This is a genomic window from Geobacillus sp. PLS 41 (assembly GCF_056494105.1).
On the sequence record NZ_CM151395.1, the window covers coordinates 1 to 18,575 of the forward strand.

Annotated in this window: 13 protein-coding genes, 2 rRNA genes and 1 pseudogene; 3 read left to right on the plus strand and 13 right to left on the minus strand. The window is 52.4% G+C overall.

Going from position 1 to position 18,575, the window contains the following annotated elements; all coding sequences use genetic code 11:
• The 3 genes from ACVX3G_RS00005 to ACVX3G_RS00015 all read right to left on the minus strand — a co-directional run bounded on the left by ACVX3G_RS00005 (nucleotide 1) and on the right by ACVX3G_RS00015 (nucleotide 6,527).
• Nucleotides 1-2,921: ribosomal RNA gene (locus tag ACVX3G_RS00005) — 23S ribosomal RNA — on the minus strand.
• A gap of 731 nt (nucleotides 2,922-3,652) precedes the next feature.
• Nucleotides 3,653-5,211: ribosomal RNA gene (locus ACVX3G_RS00010) — 16S ribosomal RNA — on the minus strand.
• The 16S and 23S rRNA genes sit together here, the layout of an rRNA operon.
• A gap of 452 nt (nucleotides 5,212-5,663) precedes the next feature.
• Nucleotides 5,664-6,527 (minus strand): nucleotidyltransferase-like protein, encoded by an 864-nt coding sequence (locus ACVX3G_RS00015; protein WP_033845649.1) that lies wholly within the window; start codon nucleotides 6,525-6,527, stop codon nucleotides 5,664-5,666.
• Between the two features lie 375 nt (nucleotides 6,528-6,902).
• Here ACVX3G_RS00015 and ACVX3G_RS00020 point away from each other — a divergent pair, with 375 nt between their 5' ends.
• A complete protein-coding gene (locus ACVX3G_RS00020; RefSeq protein ID WP_011229983.1) occupies nucleotides 6,903-7,256 on the plus strand; it encodes a YgzB family protein in 354 nt (117 codons plus the stop codon).
• Between the two features lie 24 nt (nucleotides 7,257-7,280).
• Here ACVX3G_RS00020 and perR read toward each other — a convergent pair whose 3' ends face one another.
• The 7 genes from perR to ACVX3G_RS00055 form a co-directional block, all read right to left on the minus strand.
• Nucleotides 7,281-7,739: a peroxide-responsive transcriptional repressor PerR gene (gene perR / locus ACVX3G_RS00025; RefSeq protein ID WP_020279379.1), complete on the minus strand. Its 459-nt coding sequence runs from the start codon at nucleotides 7,737-7,739 to the stop codon at nucleotides 7,281-7,283.
• Between the two features lie 224 nt (nucleotides 7,740-7,963).
• Nucleotides 7,964-8,440: a thioredoxin-dependent thiol peroxidase gene (gene bcp / locus ACVX3G_RS00030; RefSeq protein WP_011229981.1), complete on the minus strand. Its 477-nt coding sequence runs from the start codon at nucleotides 8,438-8,440 to the stop codon at nucleotides 7,964-7,966.
• Nucleotides 8,441-8,506: 66 nt separating this feature from the next.
• Nucleotides 8,507-8,911 (minus strand): potassium channel family protein, encoded by a 405-nt coding sequence (locus ACVX3G_RS00035; protein WP_011229980.1) that lies wholly within the window; start codon nucleotides 8,909-8,911, stop codon nucleotides 8,507-8,509.
• Between the two features lie 169 nt (nucleotides 8,912-9,080).
• The gene (locus ACVX3G_RS00040) at nucleotides 9,081-10,034 is read right to left on the minus strand and encodes an L-lactate dehydrogenase (protein ID WP_011229979.1); all 954 of its coding nucleotides are present in this window, start codon (nucleotides 10,032-10,034) and stop codon (nucleotides 9,081-9,083) included.
• 145 nt (nucleotides 10,035-10,179) lie between these two features.
• Nucleotides 10,180-10,965: an ABC transporter permease gene (locus tag ACVX3G_RS00045; protein ID WP_011229978.1), complete on the minus strand. Its 786-nt coding sequence runs from the start codon at nucleotides 10,963-10,965 to the stop codon at nucleotides 10,180-10,182.
• A gap of 3 nt (nucleotides 10,966-10,968) precedes the next feature.
• Entirely contained in the window at nucleotides 10,969-11,760 is a 792-nt protein-coding gene (locus tag ACVX3G_RS00050; protein WP_011229977.1) for an ABC transporter permease, read from the minus strand.
• Complete coding sequence (locus tag ACVX3G_RS00055) at nucleotides 11,753-12,757, minus strand: ABC transporter ATP-binding protein (protein WP_011229976.1); 1,005 nt, start codon at nucleotides 12,755-12,757, stop codon at nucleotides 11,753-11,755. Before ACVX3G_RS00055 ends, ACVX3G_RS00050 begins: the two co-directional genes overlap by 8 nt.
• Before the next feature lie 393 nt (nucleotides 12,758-13,150).
• On the opposite strand from ACVX3G_RS00055, the gene ACVX3G_RS00060 reads away from it, so the two are divergent.
• Nucleotides 13,151-14,437, plus strand: coding sequence for a glutamate-1-semialdehyde 2,1-aminomutase (locus ACVX3G_RS00060; protein WP_013146305.1), 1,287 nt, complete (start codon nucleotides 13,151-13,153; stop codon nucleotides 14,435-14,437).
• 128 nt (nucleotides 14,438-14,565) lie between these two features.
• On the plus strand, nucleotides 14,566-15,645 hold the full coding sequence (locus ACVX3G_RS00065) for an FUSC family protein (RefSeq protein ID WP_014194924.1): 1,080 nt from the start codon (nucleotides 14,566-14,568) through the stop codon (nucleotides 15,643-15,645).
• A 13-nt stretch (nucleotides 15,646-15,658) separates the two neighbouring features.
• On the opposite strand, the gene nikC is transcribed toward ACVX3G_RS00065, so the two are convergent.
• The 3 genes and pseudogenes from nikC to ACVX3G_RS00080 all read right to left on the minus strand — a co-directional run.
• Nucleotides 15,659-16,558, minus strand: a complete 900-nt coding sequence (gene nikC, locus ACVX3G_RS00070; RefSeq protein WP_011229973.1) for a nickel transporter permease — start codon at nucleotides 16,556-16,558, stop codon at nucleotides 15,659-15,661.
• Nucleotides 16,559-16,573: 15 nt separating this feature from the next.
• The gene (locus ACVX3G_RS00075; RefSeq protein ID WP_014194923.1) at nucleotides 16,574-17,578 is read right to left on the minus strand and encodes an ABC transporter permease; all 1,005 of its coding nucleotides are present in this window, start codon (nucleotides 17,576-17,578) and stop codon (nucleotides 16,574-16,576) included.
• Nucleotides 17,579-17,648: 70 nt separating this feature from the next.
• Nucleotides 17,649-18,476: pseudogene (locus ACVX3G_RS00080) on the minus strand (ABC transporter substrate-binding protein); the annotation flags it as partial.
• Between the last annotated feature and the right edge of the window lie 99 nt (nucleotides 18,477-18,575).

An 18,575-nucleotide genomic window follows, 5' to 3' on the forward strand; every position in this document is an offset into this window, starting at 1 on the left:
CCCTCGATCGATTAGTATCCGTCAGCTCCACGTGTCGCCACGCTTCCACCTCGGACCTATCGACCTCGTCATCTTCGAGGGATCTTACCCGCTTCACGCGGTGGGAAATCTCATCTTGAGGGGGGCTTCACGCTTAGATGCTTTCAGCGCTTATCCCGTCCGCACATAGCTACCCAGCGGTGCCCCTGGCGGGACAACTGGTACACCAGCGGTGCGTCCATCCCGGTCCTCTCGTACTAAGGACAGCTCCTCTCAAATTTCCTCCGCCCGCGACGGATAGGGACCGAACTGTCTCACGACGTTCTGAACCCAGCTCGCGTACCGCTTTAATGGGCGAACAGCCCAACCCTTGGGACCGACTACAGCCCCAGGATGCGATGAGCCGACATCGAGGTGCCAAACCTCCCCGTCGATGTGGACTCTTGGGGGAGATCAGCCTGTTATCCCCGGGGTAGCTTTTATCCGTTGAGCGATGGCCCTTCCATGCGGAACCACCGGATCACTAAGCCCGACTTTCGTCCCTGCTCGACCTGTCCGTCTCGCAGTCAAGCTCCCTTGTGCCTTTGCACTCTCCGAATGATTTCCAACCATTCTGAGGGAACCTTTGGGCGCCTCCGTTACCTTTTGGGAGGCGACCGCCCCAGTCAAACTGCCCACCTGACACTGTCTCCCACCCCGCTAAGGGGTGCGGGTTAGAATTTCAATACCGCCAGGGTGGTATCCCACCGTCGCCTCCACCGAAGCTGGCGCTCCGGCTTCCCAGGCTCCCACCTATCCTGTACAAGCGATACCAAAATTCCATATCAGGCTGCAGTAAAGCTCCACGGGGTCTTTCCGTCCTGTCGCGGGTAACCTGCATCTTCACAGGTAGTATAATTTCACCGGGTCTCTCGTTGAGACAGCGCCCAAGTCGTTACACCTTTCGTGCGGGTCGGAACTTACCCGACAAGGAATTTCGCTACCTTAGGACCGTTATAGTTACGGCCGCCGTTTACTGGGGCTTCGGTTCGCACCTTCGCTTCCGCTAAGCGCTCCCCTTAACCTTCCAGCACCGGGCAGGTGTCAGCCCCTATACGTCGCCTTTCGGCTTCGCAGAGACCTGTGTTTTTGATAAACAGTCGCTTGGGCCTTTTCACTGCGGCTCTTCAGGGCTCTTCACCCCAAAGAGCACCCCTTCTCCCGAAGTTACGGGGTCATTTTGCCGAGTTCCTTAACGAGAGTTCTCCCGCGCGCCTTAGGATTCTCTCCTCGCCTACCTGTGTCGGTTTGCGGTACGGGCACCTCTTCCCTCGCTAGAGGCTTTTCTTGGCAGTGTGAAATCGGGGACTTCCGGATTACTCCGTCGCCGTCACCGCTTAGCCTTATGATCCGCGGATTTGCCTGCGGATCAGCCTCACGGCTTGGACAGGCTCTTCCAGCCGCCTGCTCGCCCTATCCTCCTGCGTCCCCCCATCGCTCAAACGGGAAGAAGGTGGTACAGGAATCTCAACCTGTTGTCCATCACCTACGCCTTTCGGCCTCGGCTTAGGTCCCGACTAACCCTGAGCGGACGAACCTTCCTCAGGAACCCTTAGGCTTTCGGCGCAGAGGATTCTCACCTCTGTTTTCGCTACTCATACCGGCATTCTCACTTCTAAGCGCTCCACCAGTCCTTCCGGTCTGGCTTCTCTGCCCTTAGAACGCTCCCCTACCGATGACCAACGGTCATCCCGCAGCTTCGGCGGCACGTTTAGCCCCGGTACATTTTCGGCGCAGAGTCACTCGACCAGTGAGCTATTACGCACTCTTTAAATGGTGGCTGCTTCTAAGCCAACATCCTGGTTGTCTCGGCAACTCCACATCCTTTTCCACTGAACGTGCACTTCGGGGCCTTAGCTGGCGGTCTGGGCTGTTCCCCTCTCGACCACGGATCTTATCACTCGCGGTCTGACTCCCGGGCATAAGTCGTTGGCATTCGGAGTTTGACTGGGTTCGGTAACCCGTTTTGGGCCCCTAGCCCAATCAGTGCTCTACCTCCAAGACTCTCAAACCCGAGGCTAGCCCTAAAGCTATTTCGGGGAGAACCAGCTATCTCCAAGTTCGATTGGCATTTCACCCCTACCCACACCTCATCCCCGCACTTTTCAACGTGCGTGGGTTCGGGCCTCCAGCCGGTGTTACCCGGCCTTCACCCTGGACATGGGTAGATCACCTGGTTTCGGGTCGACGACGACGTACTCACACGCCCTGTTCAGACTCGCTTTCGCTGCGGCTCCGCCTCTTCGGCTTAACCTCGCACGCCATCGTCACTCGCCGGTTCATTCTACAAAAGGCACGCCATCACCCATCAACGGGCTCTGACTACTTGTAGGCACACGGTTTCAGGTTCTCTTTCACTCCCCTCCCGGGGTGCTTTTCACCTTTCCCTCACGGTACTGGTGCACTATCGGTCACTAGGGAGTATTTAGCCTTGGGAGATGGTCCTCCCTGCTTCCGACGGGATTCCTCGTGTCCCGCCGTACTCAGGATCCGCTCGGGAGGGAACGAAGTTTCGACTACAGGGCTCTCACCTTCTCTGGCCGGCCGTTCCAGACCGGTTCGTCTACCCCGTCCCTTTCTCACTCCCATCGTGAGCGGTCCTACAACCCCAAGAGGACATGCCTCTTGGTTTGGGCTGTTCCCGTTTCGCTCGCCGCTACTCAGGGAATCGCGGTTGCTTTCTTCTCCTCCGGGTACTAAGATGTTTCAGTTCCCCGGGTGTGCCCTCCATGCCCTATGGATTCAGGCATGGATACTGCCCCATTACGGACAGTGGGTTCCCCCATTCGGACATCTCCGGATCAACGCTTGCTTACAGCTCCCCGAAGCGTTTCGGCGTTTGCCCCGTCCTTCATCGGCTCCTAGTGCCAAGGCATCCACCGTGCGCCCTTTCCAGCTTAACCTATTGCGCTCTCGGCTTCTTCCTTTGCTTTATCGGTTATCTAGTTTTCAAGGAACGAGACTGCTTCTTGAATTTGCTTCTCTGCAGTCTTGCATCGAGGAATCCCACTTCCTCGAATCTGCTAGAAGACGCAGATGCAAAGTTGCTGCCTTGAACCTGCTTCTTCGCTGGTTTGCGTCGAGGAATTCGGCTTCTCCGAATCCACTTGTAGACGCAGACGCAAACGAGACTGCTTCTTGAATTCACTTCTCTGCAGTCTTGCATCGAGGAATCCCACTTCCTCGAATCCGTTTGTAGACGCAAAGCGACTTCTTTGAACAAACTTCCTTGCGGCTTTGTGCCGAGGAATCTTGCTTCCCTGAACCTGCTAGCAGACGCAGGCACAGACGCAAAGCAACTACGTTGAAACAGCTTCCTTGCAGCTTTGCGCCGAGGAATCCAGCTTCTCTGAATTCACTTGTAGACGCAGACGCAAAGCAACTGAAGGAATTTCTCATTCCTTCAAAACTGAACGAAACAGAAGCGCGTTTTGCTTTGAATAACGACTGATGTCTAGCTCCAGCGCCTGGCTCTCTTCTGCCAAATAACCTTCCCCCTCGGGGTGCAAGCACCCCTGCGGGTGAAGAACATTTGGCTTCGAGATCGCCAGGATGGCGATATTTCGCCGTTGCCCGCAGGACGCGGGCTGCCTTTAGGCGAAATTACGGCGCTTCCGCTTTTCTTCGTCCTTAGAAAGGAGGTGATCCAGCCGCACCTTCCGGTACGGCTACCTTGTTACGACTTCACCCCAATCACTTGCCCCACCTTCGGCGGCTGGCTCCCGTAAGGGTTACCGCACCGACTTCGGGTGTTGCAAGCTCTCGTGGTGTGACGGGCGGTGTGTACAAGGCCCGGGAACGTATTCACCGCGGCATGCTGATCCGCGATTACTAGCGATTCCGGCTTCATGCAGGCGAGTTGCAGCCTGCAATCCGAACTGAGAGCGGCTTTTTGGGATTCGCTCCCCCTCGCGGGTTCGCAGCCCTTTGTACCGCCCATTGTAGCACGTGTGTAGCCCAGGTCATAAGGGGCATGATGATTTGACGTCATCCCCACCTTCCTCCGACTTGTCGCCGGCAGTCCCTCTAGAGTGCCCACCTTCGTGCTGGCAACTAGAGGCGAGGGTTGCGCTCGTTGCGGGACTTAACCCAACATCTCACGACACGAGCTGACGACAACCATGCACCACCTGTCACCCTGTCCCCCCCGAAGGGGGAACGCCCAATCTCTTGGGTTGTCAGGGGATGTCAAGACCTGGTAAGGTTCTTCGCGTTGCTTCGAATTAAACCACATGCTCCACCGCTTGTGCGGGCCCCCGTCAATTCCTTTGAGTTTCAGCCTTGCGGCCGTACTCCCCAGGCGGAGTGCTTATCGCGTTAGCTGCAGCACTAAAGGGTGTGACCCCTCTAACACTTAGCACTCATCGTTTACGGCGTGGACTACCAGGGTATCTAATCCTGTTTGCTCCCCACGCTTTCGCGCCTCAGCGTCAGTTGCAGGCCAGAGAGCCGCCTTCGCCACTGGTGTTCCTCCACATCTCTACGCATTTCACCGCTACACGTGGAATTCCGCTCTCCTCTCCTGCACTCAAGTCCCCCAGTTTCCAATGACCCTCCACGGTTGAGCCGTGGGCTTTCACATCAGACTTAAGGAACCGCCTGCGCGCGCTTTACGCCCAATAATTCCGGACAACGCTCGCCCCCTACGTATTACCGCGGCTGCTGGCACGTAGTTAGCCGGGGCTTCCTCGTGAGGTACCGTCACCGCGCCGCCCTCTTCGAACGGCGCTCCTTCGTCCCTCACAACAGAGCTTTACGACCCGAAGGCCTTCTTCGCTCACGCGGCGTCGCTCCGTCAGGCTTTCGCCCATTGCGGAAGATTCCCTACTGCTGCCTCCCGTAGGAGTCTGGGCCGTGTCTCAGTCCCAGTGTGGCCGGTCACCCTCTCAGGCCGGCTACGCATCGTCGCCTTGGTGAGCCGTTACCTCACCAACTAGCTAATGCGCCGCGGGCCCATCCGCAAGTGACAGCCAAAGGCCGCCTTTCAACCAAAGACCATGCGGTCTTCGGTGTTATCCGGTATTAGCTCCGGTTTCCCGGAGTTATCCCGGTCTTGCGGGCAGGTTGCCCACGTGTTACTCACCCGTCCGCCGCTGACCAAATCAGAGCAAGCTCCGATTTGGTCCGCTCGACTTGCATGTATTAGGCACGCCGCCAGCGTTCGTCCTGAGCCAGGATCAAACTCTCCAAAAGAAAGTTGATTGGCTTTTGCTTTGGCCAATGCGGCCTCCGCTTTTCTATTGCGCTTCGTTTCGTTCAGTTTTCAAGGAACGAGACCTCTTCTTGAACTTGCTTCGTTGCAATCTTGCGCCGAGGAATCCAACTCCTCTGGACTCCCTCAAACGCAAATGTGTTTTCCGCTTCCTAAAGCGGCCCTTACATCATAGCATTTTTATTGTTCGTTGTCAACAGCCTTTTATTCATACCGCTCCGCAACATTTTCCCGGCGCGACAGCGATTTAAAATATATCATCGTTCGACAAGGAAGTCAAGAGCTTTTTTCGGCCGGGTTGCCTCCTTCCTTCAATGATCTTGGCAACTGACATTTGTATAAACACAATGAAATTCCTAATAGCATCCATCCTCTCACCGGCTCCCTTCCATTTTTGGGGATCAGCAGAAGGGGACCGTCAAAATTCTTTTTTTTACAACGTGTAATACCGTTCGAGCATTGTATTTCCTTTTGTCGGCATTTCCACGACGGTTAGCACTTTCCTTTCGACAAGATACTCAAGCATGATAACAAGATCAACCGAGTAAGGCGCAAACTGCGGATGACCGGTCATTTCCTCAATGCTCCAAGCACCATTTTTTTCTTTCAGCGCTTCGCATAAATGAGAGGAACCTGATTCTACGTAAGAATGAATCAAAAATTCACTGGCCAGCAACAAAAGTTCCAGCCGTTTCGGAAGCGGTTCTTCACTTCCAACGAGTTCTTCATACAGTTTATAAATCCTTCCATCCATTCGCTTGACTTGATTCCATACGGTCACTTCCGGGTAAAGTCCGTGCTCGATCACGGTCAATCGCGCCAAATGATGGAGGGCTTGCACCATATGGTTGTATGAGTCGAGCCAATGCTTGGCGGCAAACAGCGCCTTGCCCTCTGTATAATGGCGGATCAGTTTGGCAAACTCGAGTCCCATTTTCAATCGCCGTTCTTTAGGCGGGAATTGCTCAAGGCGCTGGCGCAACTGCTGAACATAGCCGTTTCGGTCAAACACGACCGTTCCGTTGAACACCCAGTCGACCGCCTTTCGATGTGACCCGAGAACAAGCCATTCATTTAACTGCCGTTCACTGACTGCATAAAGCACCGCCTTTTTCTCGTTTAGTGAATACTGTCTGAGAAGCATAGGCTCGCTTTGCGGGTCGACAATGACGAGCAGCACGACATCAAACGTATCCGTTGTTGCTGCATGGCAAGCCGTTTTTTCAATCATTAAAATTCCGTGCGTGTTGCAGCGGTTTGCCCATTCGTGACAGATGGGATGCAGCAATTCTTTCATACCTCGCGTCCGTTGCAGAAAGCCGGCCGCGATATCCGGGCGGACAAATCCCTCAGATATCCCAACATATCGATTGACAGACAACCATACGTTCCTATTTTGAGCCGGCTGTTTTTTCTGCAACGTTTTTTCCTCCCTTCCACCGTCATCAATCATCACATTGCGTTTGTGCAGATGTTCAAACAATGCTGTCAACGCCTGTTTCATTTCAGAAAGACCAGAATGCTTGCATCCATGAAGCTGTCGTTTGTTGCCGTCATTCGTTATTCGACAAAAAAAGAGGAATTCCTTTCTTTAAAACGTCGATTTTGTTGATTTCTTCTTCGCGATGGGACCCCGTTTTATGGTATAGTGGTCTATGTAGGAGGGACTGTGATGAGCATCAAATATTCGAGCAAAATCAACAAAATTCGCACTTTCGCCTTAAGCTTGATTTTTATCGGTGTCATTGTCATGTATCTTGGGCTGTTTTTTCGTACGTCCCCGGTCATCATGACGTTGTTTATGTTGTTTGGGATGTTGTTTCTTGTCGCCAGTGGCATTGTATATTTTTGGATCGGCACACTCTCGACGAGAGCCGTCCAAGTTGTTTGCCCGTCGTGCGGCAAAGTGACAAAAATGCTCGGACGCGTCGATTTATGCATGTTTTGCCGTGAACCGTTGACGTTAGACCGCGAACTGGAAGGAAAAGAGTTTGACGAAAAGTACAACAAAAAAAGAAAAAGCTGATAGCCGCCTTGTGCTATCAGCTTTTTAATGCGAATGCGCCGGCGCCCCGCTTTTTTGACAGTCAGGGCAGACTCCGTACACTTCCATGCGATGATGGTCGACCTTAAAGCCGGTGACGTGAGCGGCAAGCTGCTCGACTTCATCAAGCGCTGGATAGTGGAAATCGACAATTTTGCCGCACTCTTCACAGATGACGTGATAATGATTGGAAGTGACGAAGTCAAACCGGCTTGACGAATCGCCGTACGTCAGCTCTTTGACAAGCCCGATTTCCTTAAAGACGCGCAAGTTATTGTAGACGGTAGCTACACTCATGTTTGGGAATTTCCCTTCCAGCGCTTTGTATATTTCATCAGCCGTCGGATGGGACATCGAGCTGATCAAATACTCCAATATCGCATGACGCTGCGGCGTGATGCGTATGCCAGTCTTTTTCAGCATGTCAAGCGCTTCCTTCAGTTGCTCGTTGTCAGACACCGTCATGCACCTCACTCTCTGTGCAAAGGTGAAAAAAATTATCACTTTATAATATTTATAATTAGTCTACAAAGAATACATGCCATTTGTCAATATAGATGCCATTAATATATGGGCTCAGACGCCATTTTAACAAAAAAAGGAGGCGGAAATTGTTTCCGCCTCTTATGTCATTCATTTGAGGAGGTTACTATGTATCATACGCCAAACGATGTACATTGTCTGGACGCTTACCTAGATGACGCTAGTCGGGCGACTTCCGCAAGCGCCTCATCGACATGCCCCTTCACTTTCACCCCGCGCCATTCTTGGACCAACGTTCCGTCGGGGGCGATAATGAATGTCGAGCGATCAATGCCCATATATTCCTTGCCGAAATTTTTCTTTTTCTTCCATACCCCATACAGCTCGGCCACTTCATGCCGCTCATCAGAAAGAAGCAAAAATGGCAACTCATATTTTTCGATAAACGCCTCATGCCGATTCATCGGGTCGGTGCTCACTCCTAAAATGACGGCGTTCAACTCAGCGAACTGCGCATGGCGATCGCGAAAGTCGCACGCTTCGGCTGTGCACCCCGGGGTCATGTCTTTTGGATAAAAGTAAAGCACCACATACCGGCCGCGAAAATCAGACAGCGAAACCATTTTCCCATTGCTTGCCGGCAAGGTGAAATCTGGAGCTGGCTGGCCAATGGCAATCGTCATGTCGTTCCCCCCGTCTTCTTCGTTTTCTTTTAGCGTAGCGAAGACGAAGGGAAATTGCAACTCATATCAGCGATGATCCCAGTCAAACACGGTGCGCGTCACGATGACAGCGGGCATAATGTAGCCGAGCAGCGCTTCGGCAATGGCGATCCACCGCCCGACGCCGATCGGAGTGACATCACCGTATCCGACCGACAAAAGCGTCATACCGCTTAAATACAAGCTGTCTTCAAGCAGCGACAAACGATCTTTCGATGCGCTATTTGGGGATGGGGTAAACACAGCATGGCCGTTTACTTGCAAAATCATATAAATCATGGCAAAACCGAGCAACATCGTTAAATACCATTGGACGAGAACCCATAAGCTATCGAGTGACAGGCGATGCGTCGCTTGCACGCGCACTGTCCAAAGCGAGGTGATGCTGCCGAGCAGTACGGCGGCAACAATGCCAAGGAAGGCGTAATCCATCACGTTCCCCCCATTTTTGTCCGTCGTTCATATATACGCGGACAACCGGGCGATTATACCGCATGACCCTCCGCACCCTGCTTGAATCGGCAGCACTCCTGTATTCCACCGGATCACCCGACCCATTTGACAAGCCAGCGTCCCGTCAGATGAAGCCAATCGTTGCGCTTTACTGAGCAAAATAGCGCGCCAATACACCTTTTAACGTCGCAGCACTACGGTGGAACCATTTTTTCTCCTCCTCGTCAAGTTCAATTTCAATCACTTCGCGGATGCCATTTCGGTTGATCACAGCAGGCACACCGATGTAGACATCGCGTTCGCCGTATGGGCCGTCCAAGTAAGCGGAAACGGTCAAAATGGCATTTTCATGATGCAAAATGGCGCGCGTCACGCGGGCAAGCCCCATAGCAATCCCGTAGTACGTCGCTCCTTTTTTCTCAATAATTTGGTAGGCGGCATCGCGCACATTGACAAAAATGCGCTCGAGCTCTTTTTGCGCTTCTTCCCCTTTAGACTCGACCAGCTTGCGGATCGGCACGCCGCCGATATCAGCCTGGCTCCAGACCGGGAGTTCAGTGTCGCCATGTTCGCCGATAATATAGGCGTGCACGTTCGTCGGGGCGACGGCGAAATAGTCGCCCAACAAGAAGCGGAACCGCGCCGTGTCCAAAATCGTGCCCGATCCGATTACTCGCTCTTGCGGCAGGCCGCTGAATTTCCACGTCGCGTACGTTAAAATGTCGACCGGATTGGTGGCGACGAGAAACAGTCCTTGAAATCCGGATGCCATGACCGACTCAACGATCGAGCGGAAAATGGCAATGTTTTTGTCCACAAGATCAAGCCGCGTCTCGCCCGGTTTTTGGTTGGCGCCGGCGCAAATGACAACCAAATCGGCATCGCGGCAATCATCGTAATCGCCGTGCCAAATGTCAGCCGGCTTCGGCGCAAATACTTTCCCATGGTTGAAGTCCATCGCATCGCCCTCAGCCTTGTTTTCATTTGCATCGATGAGCACGATCTCATCGGCAATCCCTTGATTCATTAAGGCAAACGCATAACTGGCGCCGACAAACCCGGTGCCGACGACCGCTACCCGATTTCCTCTCCCGTTTTTCATCACTATTCACCTCTTCTTCCTTTTTGTGAATATATTCACATTTTATTTTACGCCACAACATGCTAACGATACAGACAAGGTTGTGTCGATTGCTTGACCATTGTTTGTCATTTTGATGGCAAATGAACAAAAACGGGCGGGGCGCCTAGCTCCCCGTCCCGCGATATCGTCTCACCCCGGCGTTCCAAAGCATGACCGAAACGGTGAAGCAAACCATGCCGACCACTGGGGTGAAAAAGGCATAACTGTACCATTCCTTTTTATCAAGAAAATAAGCAGCTGGATAAACGCCGACAAAGGCAAACGGCAGCACCCACGTTAAAATATAGCGGATGACGCGATGATAAATATCGATCGGGTAGCGGCCATAGCTGCTGATGTTGTACATCATCGGCATGATGGATGTGCGGGCGTCGGCAAAAAAACTGATCGTCGCCAGTGAAATGAAAATGCCGGCATAAATCAATGCACCGCCAATGACAAACAAAATAAACACGAAGACATCATACCAATGAAATGAAAGAGACAAGCGGCTGCCGGCATACAGCATAATGATCAGCCCGGGCACAGCGCCAAGCAACGATTCGAGCTCCATCCGCTCCAAAACAATTTGAAACAGGCTGTTTAGCGGGCGCGTCAACACACGATCCATTTCCCCCTGCACAATATATCGTTCATTAAAATCCCAAAGGTTAAAAAAGGCGCCAAATACGGCATATGGAACAAGAAAAAAACCGTAAATAAACAAAATCTCATCGCGCGACCAGCCGTGAAGCAGCGTCGTATGGCCGAACACAACCAGCAAAAATACCAAGTTGACCGCCTGAGCCATAAAGTCAGACAGCCACTCCACGAACAAATCGGCTCGATATTGCAGCTTTGTCTTCATATATTGCGCCATGTATTGAAAAAAAACCGATACGTAAAACAACGTTTACCCCCCTTGCACAACAAGACGCTTTTTCGCCGCTCTCCATAACCATCCAATCGGAAAAAGCAATACGATGCACCACGTTGCCTGCAGAAGCAGGCCATCACGGACAGCAGCACCTTTAAAACTTTCTGTCATGATCATGCTTGGGATGTAGCTGATGGCTTGAAACGGGAAATACATCATCGCCCGTTGCGCCCAATCAGGATAAAAGGAAAGCGGCAAAATGAGCCCAGAAAACAAGTCGATGATAAACCGCTTCGCCCTAAGCAACCCTTCATTTCGGAACGTAAAGAACGTCACAACCCCCGCAAGCAAGTTCAGCTCCGAAAAAATGATAAAGCTGAATAGAAGCGACAAGCCGAAAGACAGCCACGTTTTGGCGTGTCCCGGAAACTGAAGCGGCAAAAAAAGCGATACGACCAAAAGCCCAGGCAGCGATAAAAAGAAAAGGCGAAACAGCCCTTCGCCAAGCCCTTGCACAGCTTTCATCCCTAAATAGCTGTACGGGCGGATCAGTTCAATCGCTACTTTTCCATCGCGGATTTCCATGGCGATTTCACGGTCAAGGTTGTTAAAATAAAACGCCCGCGCCAGCCAGGAAATGGCGACATACGTCGTCATTTGCCCAAGCGACATCCCTTGCATCGATGATTTGCCGCCATAAATAGCCGACCAAAGGAAGTAATACGCTGCGATGTTAATGGCGTAAATCAAAATGCCAGTGTAATAGTTTGTCCGGTAGGCGAGCATCATTAAAAAGCGGATGCGGACCATTTCGACATACTTACCCATGAACCGCACCTTCCTCATAAATATTGCGGATGATCTCCTCCGTCGGCACTTCGTGAATATGGATGTCATTTAACGCACAACGGGCAGCGACGCGACTGACAACTTCCGGCACGCCTCCTGATGGAACGTGCGAGACCCAAACGTTTGGCTGTTCACCTTTTTTCCAAACAACATCCAACCCTTCAGTCAACTGCTGCAAAAAAGCGGCCGTCACCGCTTCGGCAAACGTAAAGGCGACCCGTTTTCCTTGGCCCCATCTTTCTTTCAGGCGCTCAAGCGACCCGTCGTAAATGATTTTCCCTTCATCGAGCATAATGACCCGCTCGCAAAGCGCTTCAATGTCTGACATATCGTGCGTCGTCAGCAGGATCGTCGTGCCATACCGTTCATTCAATTGCTTTAAAAACTGGCGGATGTTGAGTTTGACAAGCACATCAAGGCCGATCGTCGGTTCATCCAAAAACAACAGCGGCGGGTTGTGAATGAGCGCGGCGGCAAGCTCACAGCGCATCCGCTGGCCAAGCGACAGCTTGCGCACCGGCTTATCAAGCAGCGGGCCGATCTCAAGCATGTCAATCACCTCGGCCATATGGCGGCGATATTGCTCGTCCGAGACGCGGTACACTTTTTTCAACAGCCGGAACGACTCTTGAACAGCGATGTCCCACCATAATTGCGAACGCTGGCCGAACACGACGCCGATCGTGCGCACGAATTTTTCGCGCTCTTTATGGGGATTCATCCCGTTGACGACAATGCGCCCAGACGTTGGCGTTAAAATGCCGGTCAACATTTTGATCGTCGTGGATTTGCCGGCGCCGTTTTCGCCGATATAGCCGACGATTTCCCCTTGCTTAACAGCAAACGAAATGTCATCAACCGCTCGAACGAGCGTATAACGGCGCGTCCATAAATCGCGAAACGCTCCGACAAGGCCGGAGCGGCTTTTGTGCACTTTAAATTCTTTGCGCAAATGTTCTACTTCAATCGCGTTCATCGTTCTCCTCCTGACCTCTCCTTGGCGTCAAAGGAAAAAGGCGGCTTGCGCCCTTCTCCTATGTTGCATTATACATGAATCGCCGCCATTTTCATCTTTTTTGTTTTCCAGTCTGTTGACGCCATTGCGTTAGGCGCCGCCTCCGATTTGGAAAGAACGGCAAAATGCTTTTGTCCTAAATCAATGCCCACTCGCCGATCGACCGTCGGCAACAGTTGGATGTCAGTTCCGCCCATACGGAAACAAACGATTTCCTGTCGGATTTTTTCGAATCGGCACGTCAATGATGGGAGAAACCGATCCGTCTCCCGCTTTACACCTATAGCATTGAAGTTTGAGTCTTCTCGGTTTACTATATAAAGAGGCAGTCAGCGGAAACAGGAGGATCAAACAATGCAGTGGACCAAATCAGAACAATTATATGAAGAAGCGCTCCAGCACATTGTTGGTGGAGTGAACAGCCCGTCCCGCTCATACAAAGCGGTCGGCGGCGGTGCGCCAGTCGTGATGGAGCGGGCGCAAGGAGCCTACTTTTGGGATGTGGATGGAAACAAGTACATCGACTACTTGGCCGCCTACGGACCGATCATCGCCGGGCACGCCCATCCACACATCGCGGAAGCCATCCGCCGCGCCGCCGAGACCGGTGTGTTGTACGGCACGCCAACGCCGCATGAGATCACGTTTGCCAAAATGTTAAAAGAGGCGATCCCGTCGCTCGAGAAAGTGCGGTTTGTCAACTCGGGAACAGAGGCGGTGATGACCACGATCCGCGTCGCCCGCGCCTACACCGGACGAAGCAAAATCGTCAAATTCGAAGGCTGCTACCATGGCCATTCGGACCTTGTGCTCGTCGCCGCCGGCTCGGGGCCATCGACGTTGGGGACGCCGGACTCAGCCGGCGTGCCGCCGAGCATCGCCCAAGAAGTCATTACCGTGCCATACAACGATGTCGAATCGTTCCGCGAAGCGATGAACGTTTGGGGCGAGCAAGTCGCAGCGGTCCTCGTCGAGCCGATCGTCGGCAACTTCGGCATCGTCCTGCCAAAACCGGGCTTTTTAGAAGCGATCAATGAGATTGCCCACAAGGAAGGGGCGCTCGTCATTTACGACGAAGTGATCACCGCCTTCCGCTTTATGTACGGCGGAGCGCAAAACTTGCTCGGTGTGGAGCCCGACTTGACGGCGATGGGGAAAATCATCGGCGGGGGCTTGCCGATCGGGGCGTACGGTGGACGCCAAGACATTATGGAACAAGTCGCTCCGCTCGGACCAGCGTACCAGGCCGGGACGATGGCCGGCAACCCGGCGTCGATGCTCGCTGGCATCGCCTGCCTTGAAGTGTTGAAACAAGAGGGCGTCTATGAGCATCTCGACCGATTGGGAGCAATGCTGGAAGAAGGCATCCTGGCCCATGCTCGCCAATGCGGCCTGCCGGTGACCGTCAACCGCTTAAAAGGCGCGCTCACCGTCTTCTTCACTGACGAAAAAGTGGAAAACTACAAGCAAGCCCAGCGCAGCGACGGCGAGTTGTTTGCGAAATTTTTCAAGCTCATGCTCAAACAAGGGATCAATCTCGCGCCGTCGAAATACGAAGCATGGTTTATCACCCTCGCCCATACGGAAGACGACATCGCCTACACGATCGACGCGGTCGGCAAGGCGTTCCGGCAGCTTTGAACACCAGAAATTTCTCAACGCCCCGCCTTTACCAGCGGGGCGTTATATTTTTTCCTTGCGCACATAGGATGAAACTGTGTATAGTACTGAATGGTTCACCAAAACAAAAAGGAGAGTTTTGATCATAGATGAAACTCGGTGCCCGCATTTTCAAAACGGGGATCGCAGTGGCGCTCGCCTTGTTCTTAGCAGCGCTCTTCCAGTTTCCATCGCCGTCATTCGCCGGCATTTCCGCTGTGTTCGCCATGCAGCCGACCATTTACCGCTCCTATTTATCGCTGATCGAGCAAGTGCAAGCGAATGTGATCGGCGCCTTGTTCGCGATCGCGGCGGTTTTCATTCTTGGGCGCGATCCGTTGGTCGTCGGTTTGACGCTGATGATCGTCATCGCCCTTTGCCTGAAAATGCGCCTTGAATCATCGACGATTTCCGTAGCGCTTGTCACAGTCATTGCCATTATGGAATATACAGACCGCCAGTTCATTCAATTTGCGGCCATTCGCTTTTTAACGATGATGCTCGGTATTTTCGCCGCCTTTGTCGTCAACTTGATTTTCTTGCCGCCGAAATACGAAAAAAAGGTATATGAAAAAATCAGCGAAGAAACAGAGGCCATTTTAAAATGGATCCGCCTGCATAAACAGCAAGCAGCCGACCATCACCATTTGAAGGAAGAAATTGAAGCACGACACGAAGAAATGACCAAACTCGAGCATCTATATTTTATGTACAAAGAAGAACGCACGTATTTTCGACGCCAACGCTTCCAAAAATCTCGCAAACTCGTGTTGTACCGGCAAATGATAGCAGCGGCCGATCGAGCTTTATCTGTCTTAAAATGGCTGCACCGGCTCGAAAACGAGTTCAGCCGCTTGCCCGCCGAGCTTCGTCAAGCCGTCTGCCTGCACCTTGGCTGCTTGCTTGACTACCATGAGCAACTGTTGCTGAAATTTATCCATAAGGCAAAGCCGCTCCCTCACAGCAGACGGGCCGAGGAAATTCATCATCAGCGCGAGCGGCTCACTTCCGCCTTTTATGCGGACGGCCAGCCGCCGGGCGATTATCGGTTGTTTTCTTTAATCGGAGCGATCATGGATTATGGGGATCGCCTCGAACATTTAGACAAGCTTATCGATAGTTTCCACCATTACCATTACGATGACACGCTGGAAAAAGAGCTGGGAAAGTCAGCAGGCGGCCGCTCGTAGCGGACCGCCTGCTTCAATTTTTCATCCGTGGGTCAAGCGCATCGCGCAGCCCGTCGCCCATTAAGTTAAAGCCAAGCACCGTCAGCATGATCGCCAATCCAGGGAAAATCATCGTCCACGGCGCCTGAGTCAAGAAATCTTTGGCATCCGATAGCATTTTCCCCCACTCCGGATTGGGCGGCTGCGCCCCCAAGCCTAAAAAGCCAAGTGCGGCCGCTTCGATAATGGCCGTGGCGATCGCCAGTGTCCCTTGAACGATAATCGGCGCGAGGCTGTTGGGCAAAATATGATGGATTAAAATGCGCCAGTCGCTCATGCCGATCGCTTTCGCTGCCATAATGTATTCTTCTTGCTTAATGCTTAGCACGCGAGAACGGATGAGCCGCCCAAAGTTCGGTACATTAATGACAGCGATGGCGATGAGGGCGTTTTGCAAAGACGGCCCGAGCACAGCGACGATGCCGATCGCCAATAAAATGCTCGGAAACGCCAGCATAATGTCAAACAAACGCGAAATCACCCCATCAATCCAGCGCCCATAGTAGCCGGCGATAATGCCAAGCAGCGAACCAACCATGACCGAGCCGAGCACGGAAAAAAATCCGACCCACAGGGAAATGCGGGCTCCATATATCACGCGGGAAAAAATGTCGCGGCCAAAATCATCGGTGCCGAACCAATGCTCGCTAGAAGGCGGCTGCAACCGCTCGGCCAACTGTTGGTCTTTATAATCATACGGTGCCAGCCACGGCGCCAAGATGGCGACAAGGATAAAAAACAAAACGATCCCAGCACCGACCAAGGCGATTTTATTTTTTCGAAACCGCCGCCATGCTTCTTTCCATAAAGAAACCGATTCCGTCTCCCTAATCGCCGCCGGCGGTGTTGCCGGCGTGCGCGCTAGTTCAGCCATAGGCGCCCTCCCTCCTTAATTGTACTTAATGCGCGGATCAATGATCGCATAAAGTAAATCAACGATCAAATTAATAAAAATAAAAATGGTGGCAATGATCAAAATGCCCGATTGGATCACCGGATAATCCCGATACCCGATTGCATCATAAATATAGCGTCCGATGCCGGGCCAGCTGAAAATCGTTTCCGTCAAAATCGCACCGCCAAGCAGCAGTCCTGTTTGCAGCCCAATGACCGTCAACACGGGAATAATGGCGTTTTTCAACGAATGTTTGTACACGACCCAAAACATGCTTAATCCTTTCGCACGAGCGGTGCGAATGTAGTCGGATTTCATCACTTCCAACATGCTCGAACGCGTCATGCGAGCAATAATCGCCATCGGGATCGTCGCTAGAGCCATACTCGGCAAGACAAGATGTTGAATAACTTGCCAAAATTGATCGGTATTCCCAGAGAGAAGTGTATCGATCAGATAAAGATGAGTGATCGGCTCAACAGGGTTGCGTACGTCCTCGCGACCGGACGTCGGCAGCCAATCAAGTTCAATCGAAAACAGCCACTGCTCCATTAAGCCAAGCCAAAAGATCGGCATGGAAACACCAATCAATGCCAACACCATCGCAATATAATCAAACCATGAATTTTGAAACCAAGCGCTAATAATGCCGGCGTTCACGCCAATGATCACCGCAATCAGCATCGCCGCCAGCGACAGTTCGATCGTCGCCGCTAAATACGGCCAAATTTCTTCGGCGATGGGGGCGCCGGTGCGGATCGACTCGCCTAAGTCACCGTGCAGCAAGCCGCCGATGTATTTGACATACTGCACATACCATGGCTCATCTAACCCAAGCTTATGGGTCAAAGCCGCTACAGCCTCTTTCGTCGCTTTTTGCCCTAAAATGACTTGCGCCGGGTTGCCTGGAATGGCTCGGATCATAAAAAAGACGACAAGCGACATGCCAAACAACACCGGGATCACCATCAGCACCCTTCTCACAGCATACGACAGCACCTGACTCTCCCTCCCTTAACATGCGGCAAACAAAGAGGGGAAGATGCGCTCCTTCCCCTCTCTCAGTCGATTATTTAAACTCGACTTTCGTAAACTTATCCGAACCGGTCGGGTGCGGGTTAAAGCCTTGGATATTCGCCTTGCCGGCCAACAGCGGAGTTGAATGGACGAGCGGAATCCATGGCGCTTCTTCTTTAATGATCTCTTGCGCTTTTTTATACAGCTCGTTCCGTTTGTTTTCATCGCTCACCGTTTGCGCTTCGACCAAAATTTTATGCAGCTCATCATTCGAGAAATAGGTGTAGTTGTTGCTGCCAATGCTGTCTTTGTCAAGGAGCGCATACAAGAAGTTATCGGCATCACCGTTGTCGCCCGTCCAGCCGAGCAGGAAGGCGTCCGCTTCCCCTTTGGCGAGCTTGTCTAAATAGGTCGCCCATTCATACGTCACGATTTTCGCTTTCACGCCGATTTTGGCAAAATTCGCTTGAATGGCCTCAGCGATTTTTTGCCCGTCCGGCATATACGGACGCGGTACCGGCATCGCCCACAGTTCGATTTCAAAGCCATTCGGATAACCCGCTTTCGCAAGCAGCTCTTTCGCTTTATTCAAATCAAACGGATAGTCTTGAATCGCATCGTTGTATCCCGGGATGCTGGGAGGCATCGGGTTTTTCGCCGGTTCCGCCTGGCCGGCGTAAAACGCATCGATGATCGCTTTCTTGTCAACCGCGTAGTTCAACGCTTGGCGAACCAACTTGTTTTTCAGCGGCCCTCTCGTCGCCGTCAGTCCGACATAGGCGACGTTCATCGACGGGCGCTTGAAAATTTGAAACTCTTTGTTTCCTTCCACTTGTTTTAAGTCCGTCGGATTCAAGTCTTCCATGATGTCGATTTCGCCTCCAAATCAACTGATCACTCCTGCTTGACCGTCGCCATTCCTCATGCATGCGGGAAAAAGCAGAAAAACTGCCGACTTGCGAACAGGATTTTTCATGTC

Coding starts and splice junctions, on each gene's coding strand:
- ACVX3G_RS00020 (WP_011229983.1), top strand. CDS start 6,903: ATGAGCATCAAATATTCGAGCAAAATCAACAAAATTCGCACTTTCGCC.
- ACVX3G_RS00035 (WP_011229980.1), bottom strand. CDS start 8,911: ATGGATTACGCCTTCCTTGGCATTGTTGCCGCCGTACTGCTCGGCAGC.
- nikC (WP_011229973.1), bottom strand. CDS start 16,558: ATGGCTGAACTAGCGCGCACGCCGGCAACACCGCCGGCGGCGATTAGG.
- ACVX3G_RS00065 (WP_014194924.1), top strand. CDS start 14,566: ATGAAACTCGGTGCCCGCATTTTCAAAACGGGGATCGCAGTGGCGCTC.
- ACVX3G_RS00050 (WP_011229977.1), bottom strand. CDS start 11,760: ATGGGTAAGTATGTCGAAATGGTCCGCATCCGCTTTTTAATGATGCTC.
- ACVX3G_RS00015 (WP_033845649.1), bottom strand. CDS start 6,527: ATGAAAGAATTGCTGCATCCCATCTGTCACGAATGGGCAAACCGCTGC.
- bcp (WP_011229981.1), bottom strand. CDS start 8,440: ATGACGATTGCCATTGGCCAGCCAGCTCCAGATTTCACCTTGCCGGCA.
- ACVX3G_RS00055 (WP_011229976.1), bottom strand. CDS start 12,757: ATGAACGCGATTGAAGTAGAACATTTGCGCAAAGAATTTAAAGTGCAC.
- ACVX3G_RS00060 (WP_013146305.1), top strand. CDS start 13,151: ATGCAGTGGACCAAATCAGAACAATTATATGAAGAAGCGCTCCAGCAC.
- perR (WP_020279379.1), bottom strand. CDS start 7,739: ATGACGGTGTCTGACAACGAGCAACTGAAGGAAGCGCTTGACATGCTG.
- ACVX3G_RS00040 (WP_011229979.1), bottom strand. CDS start 10,034: ATGAAAAACGGGAGAGGAAATCGGGTAGCGGTCGTCGGCACCGGGTTT.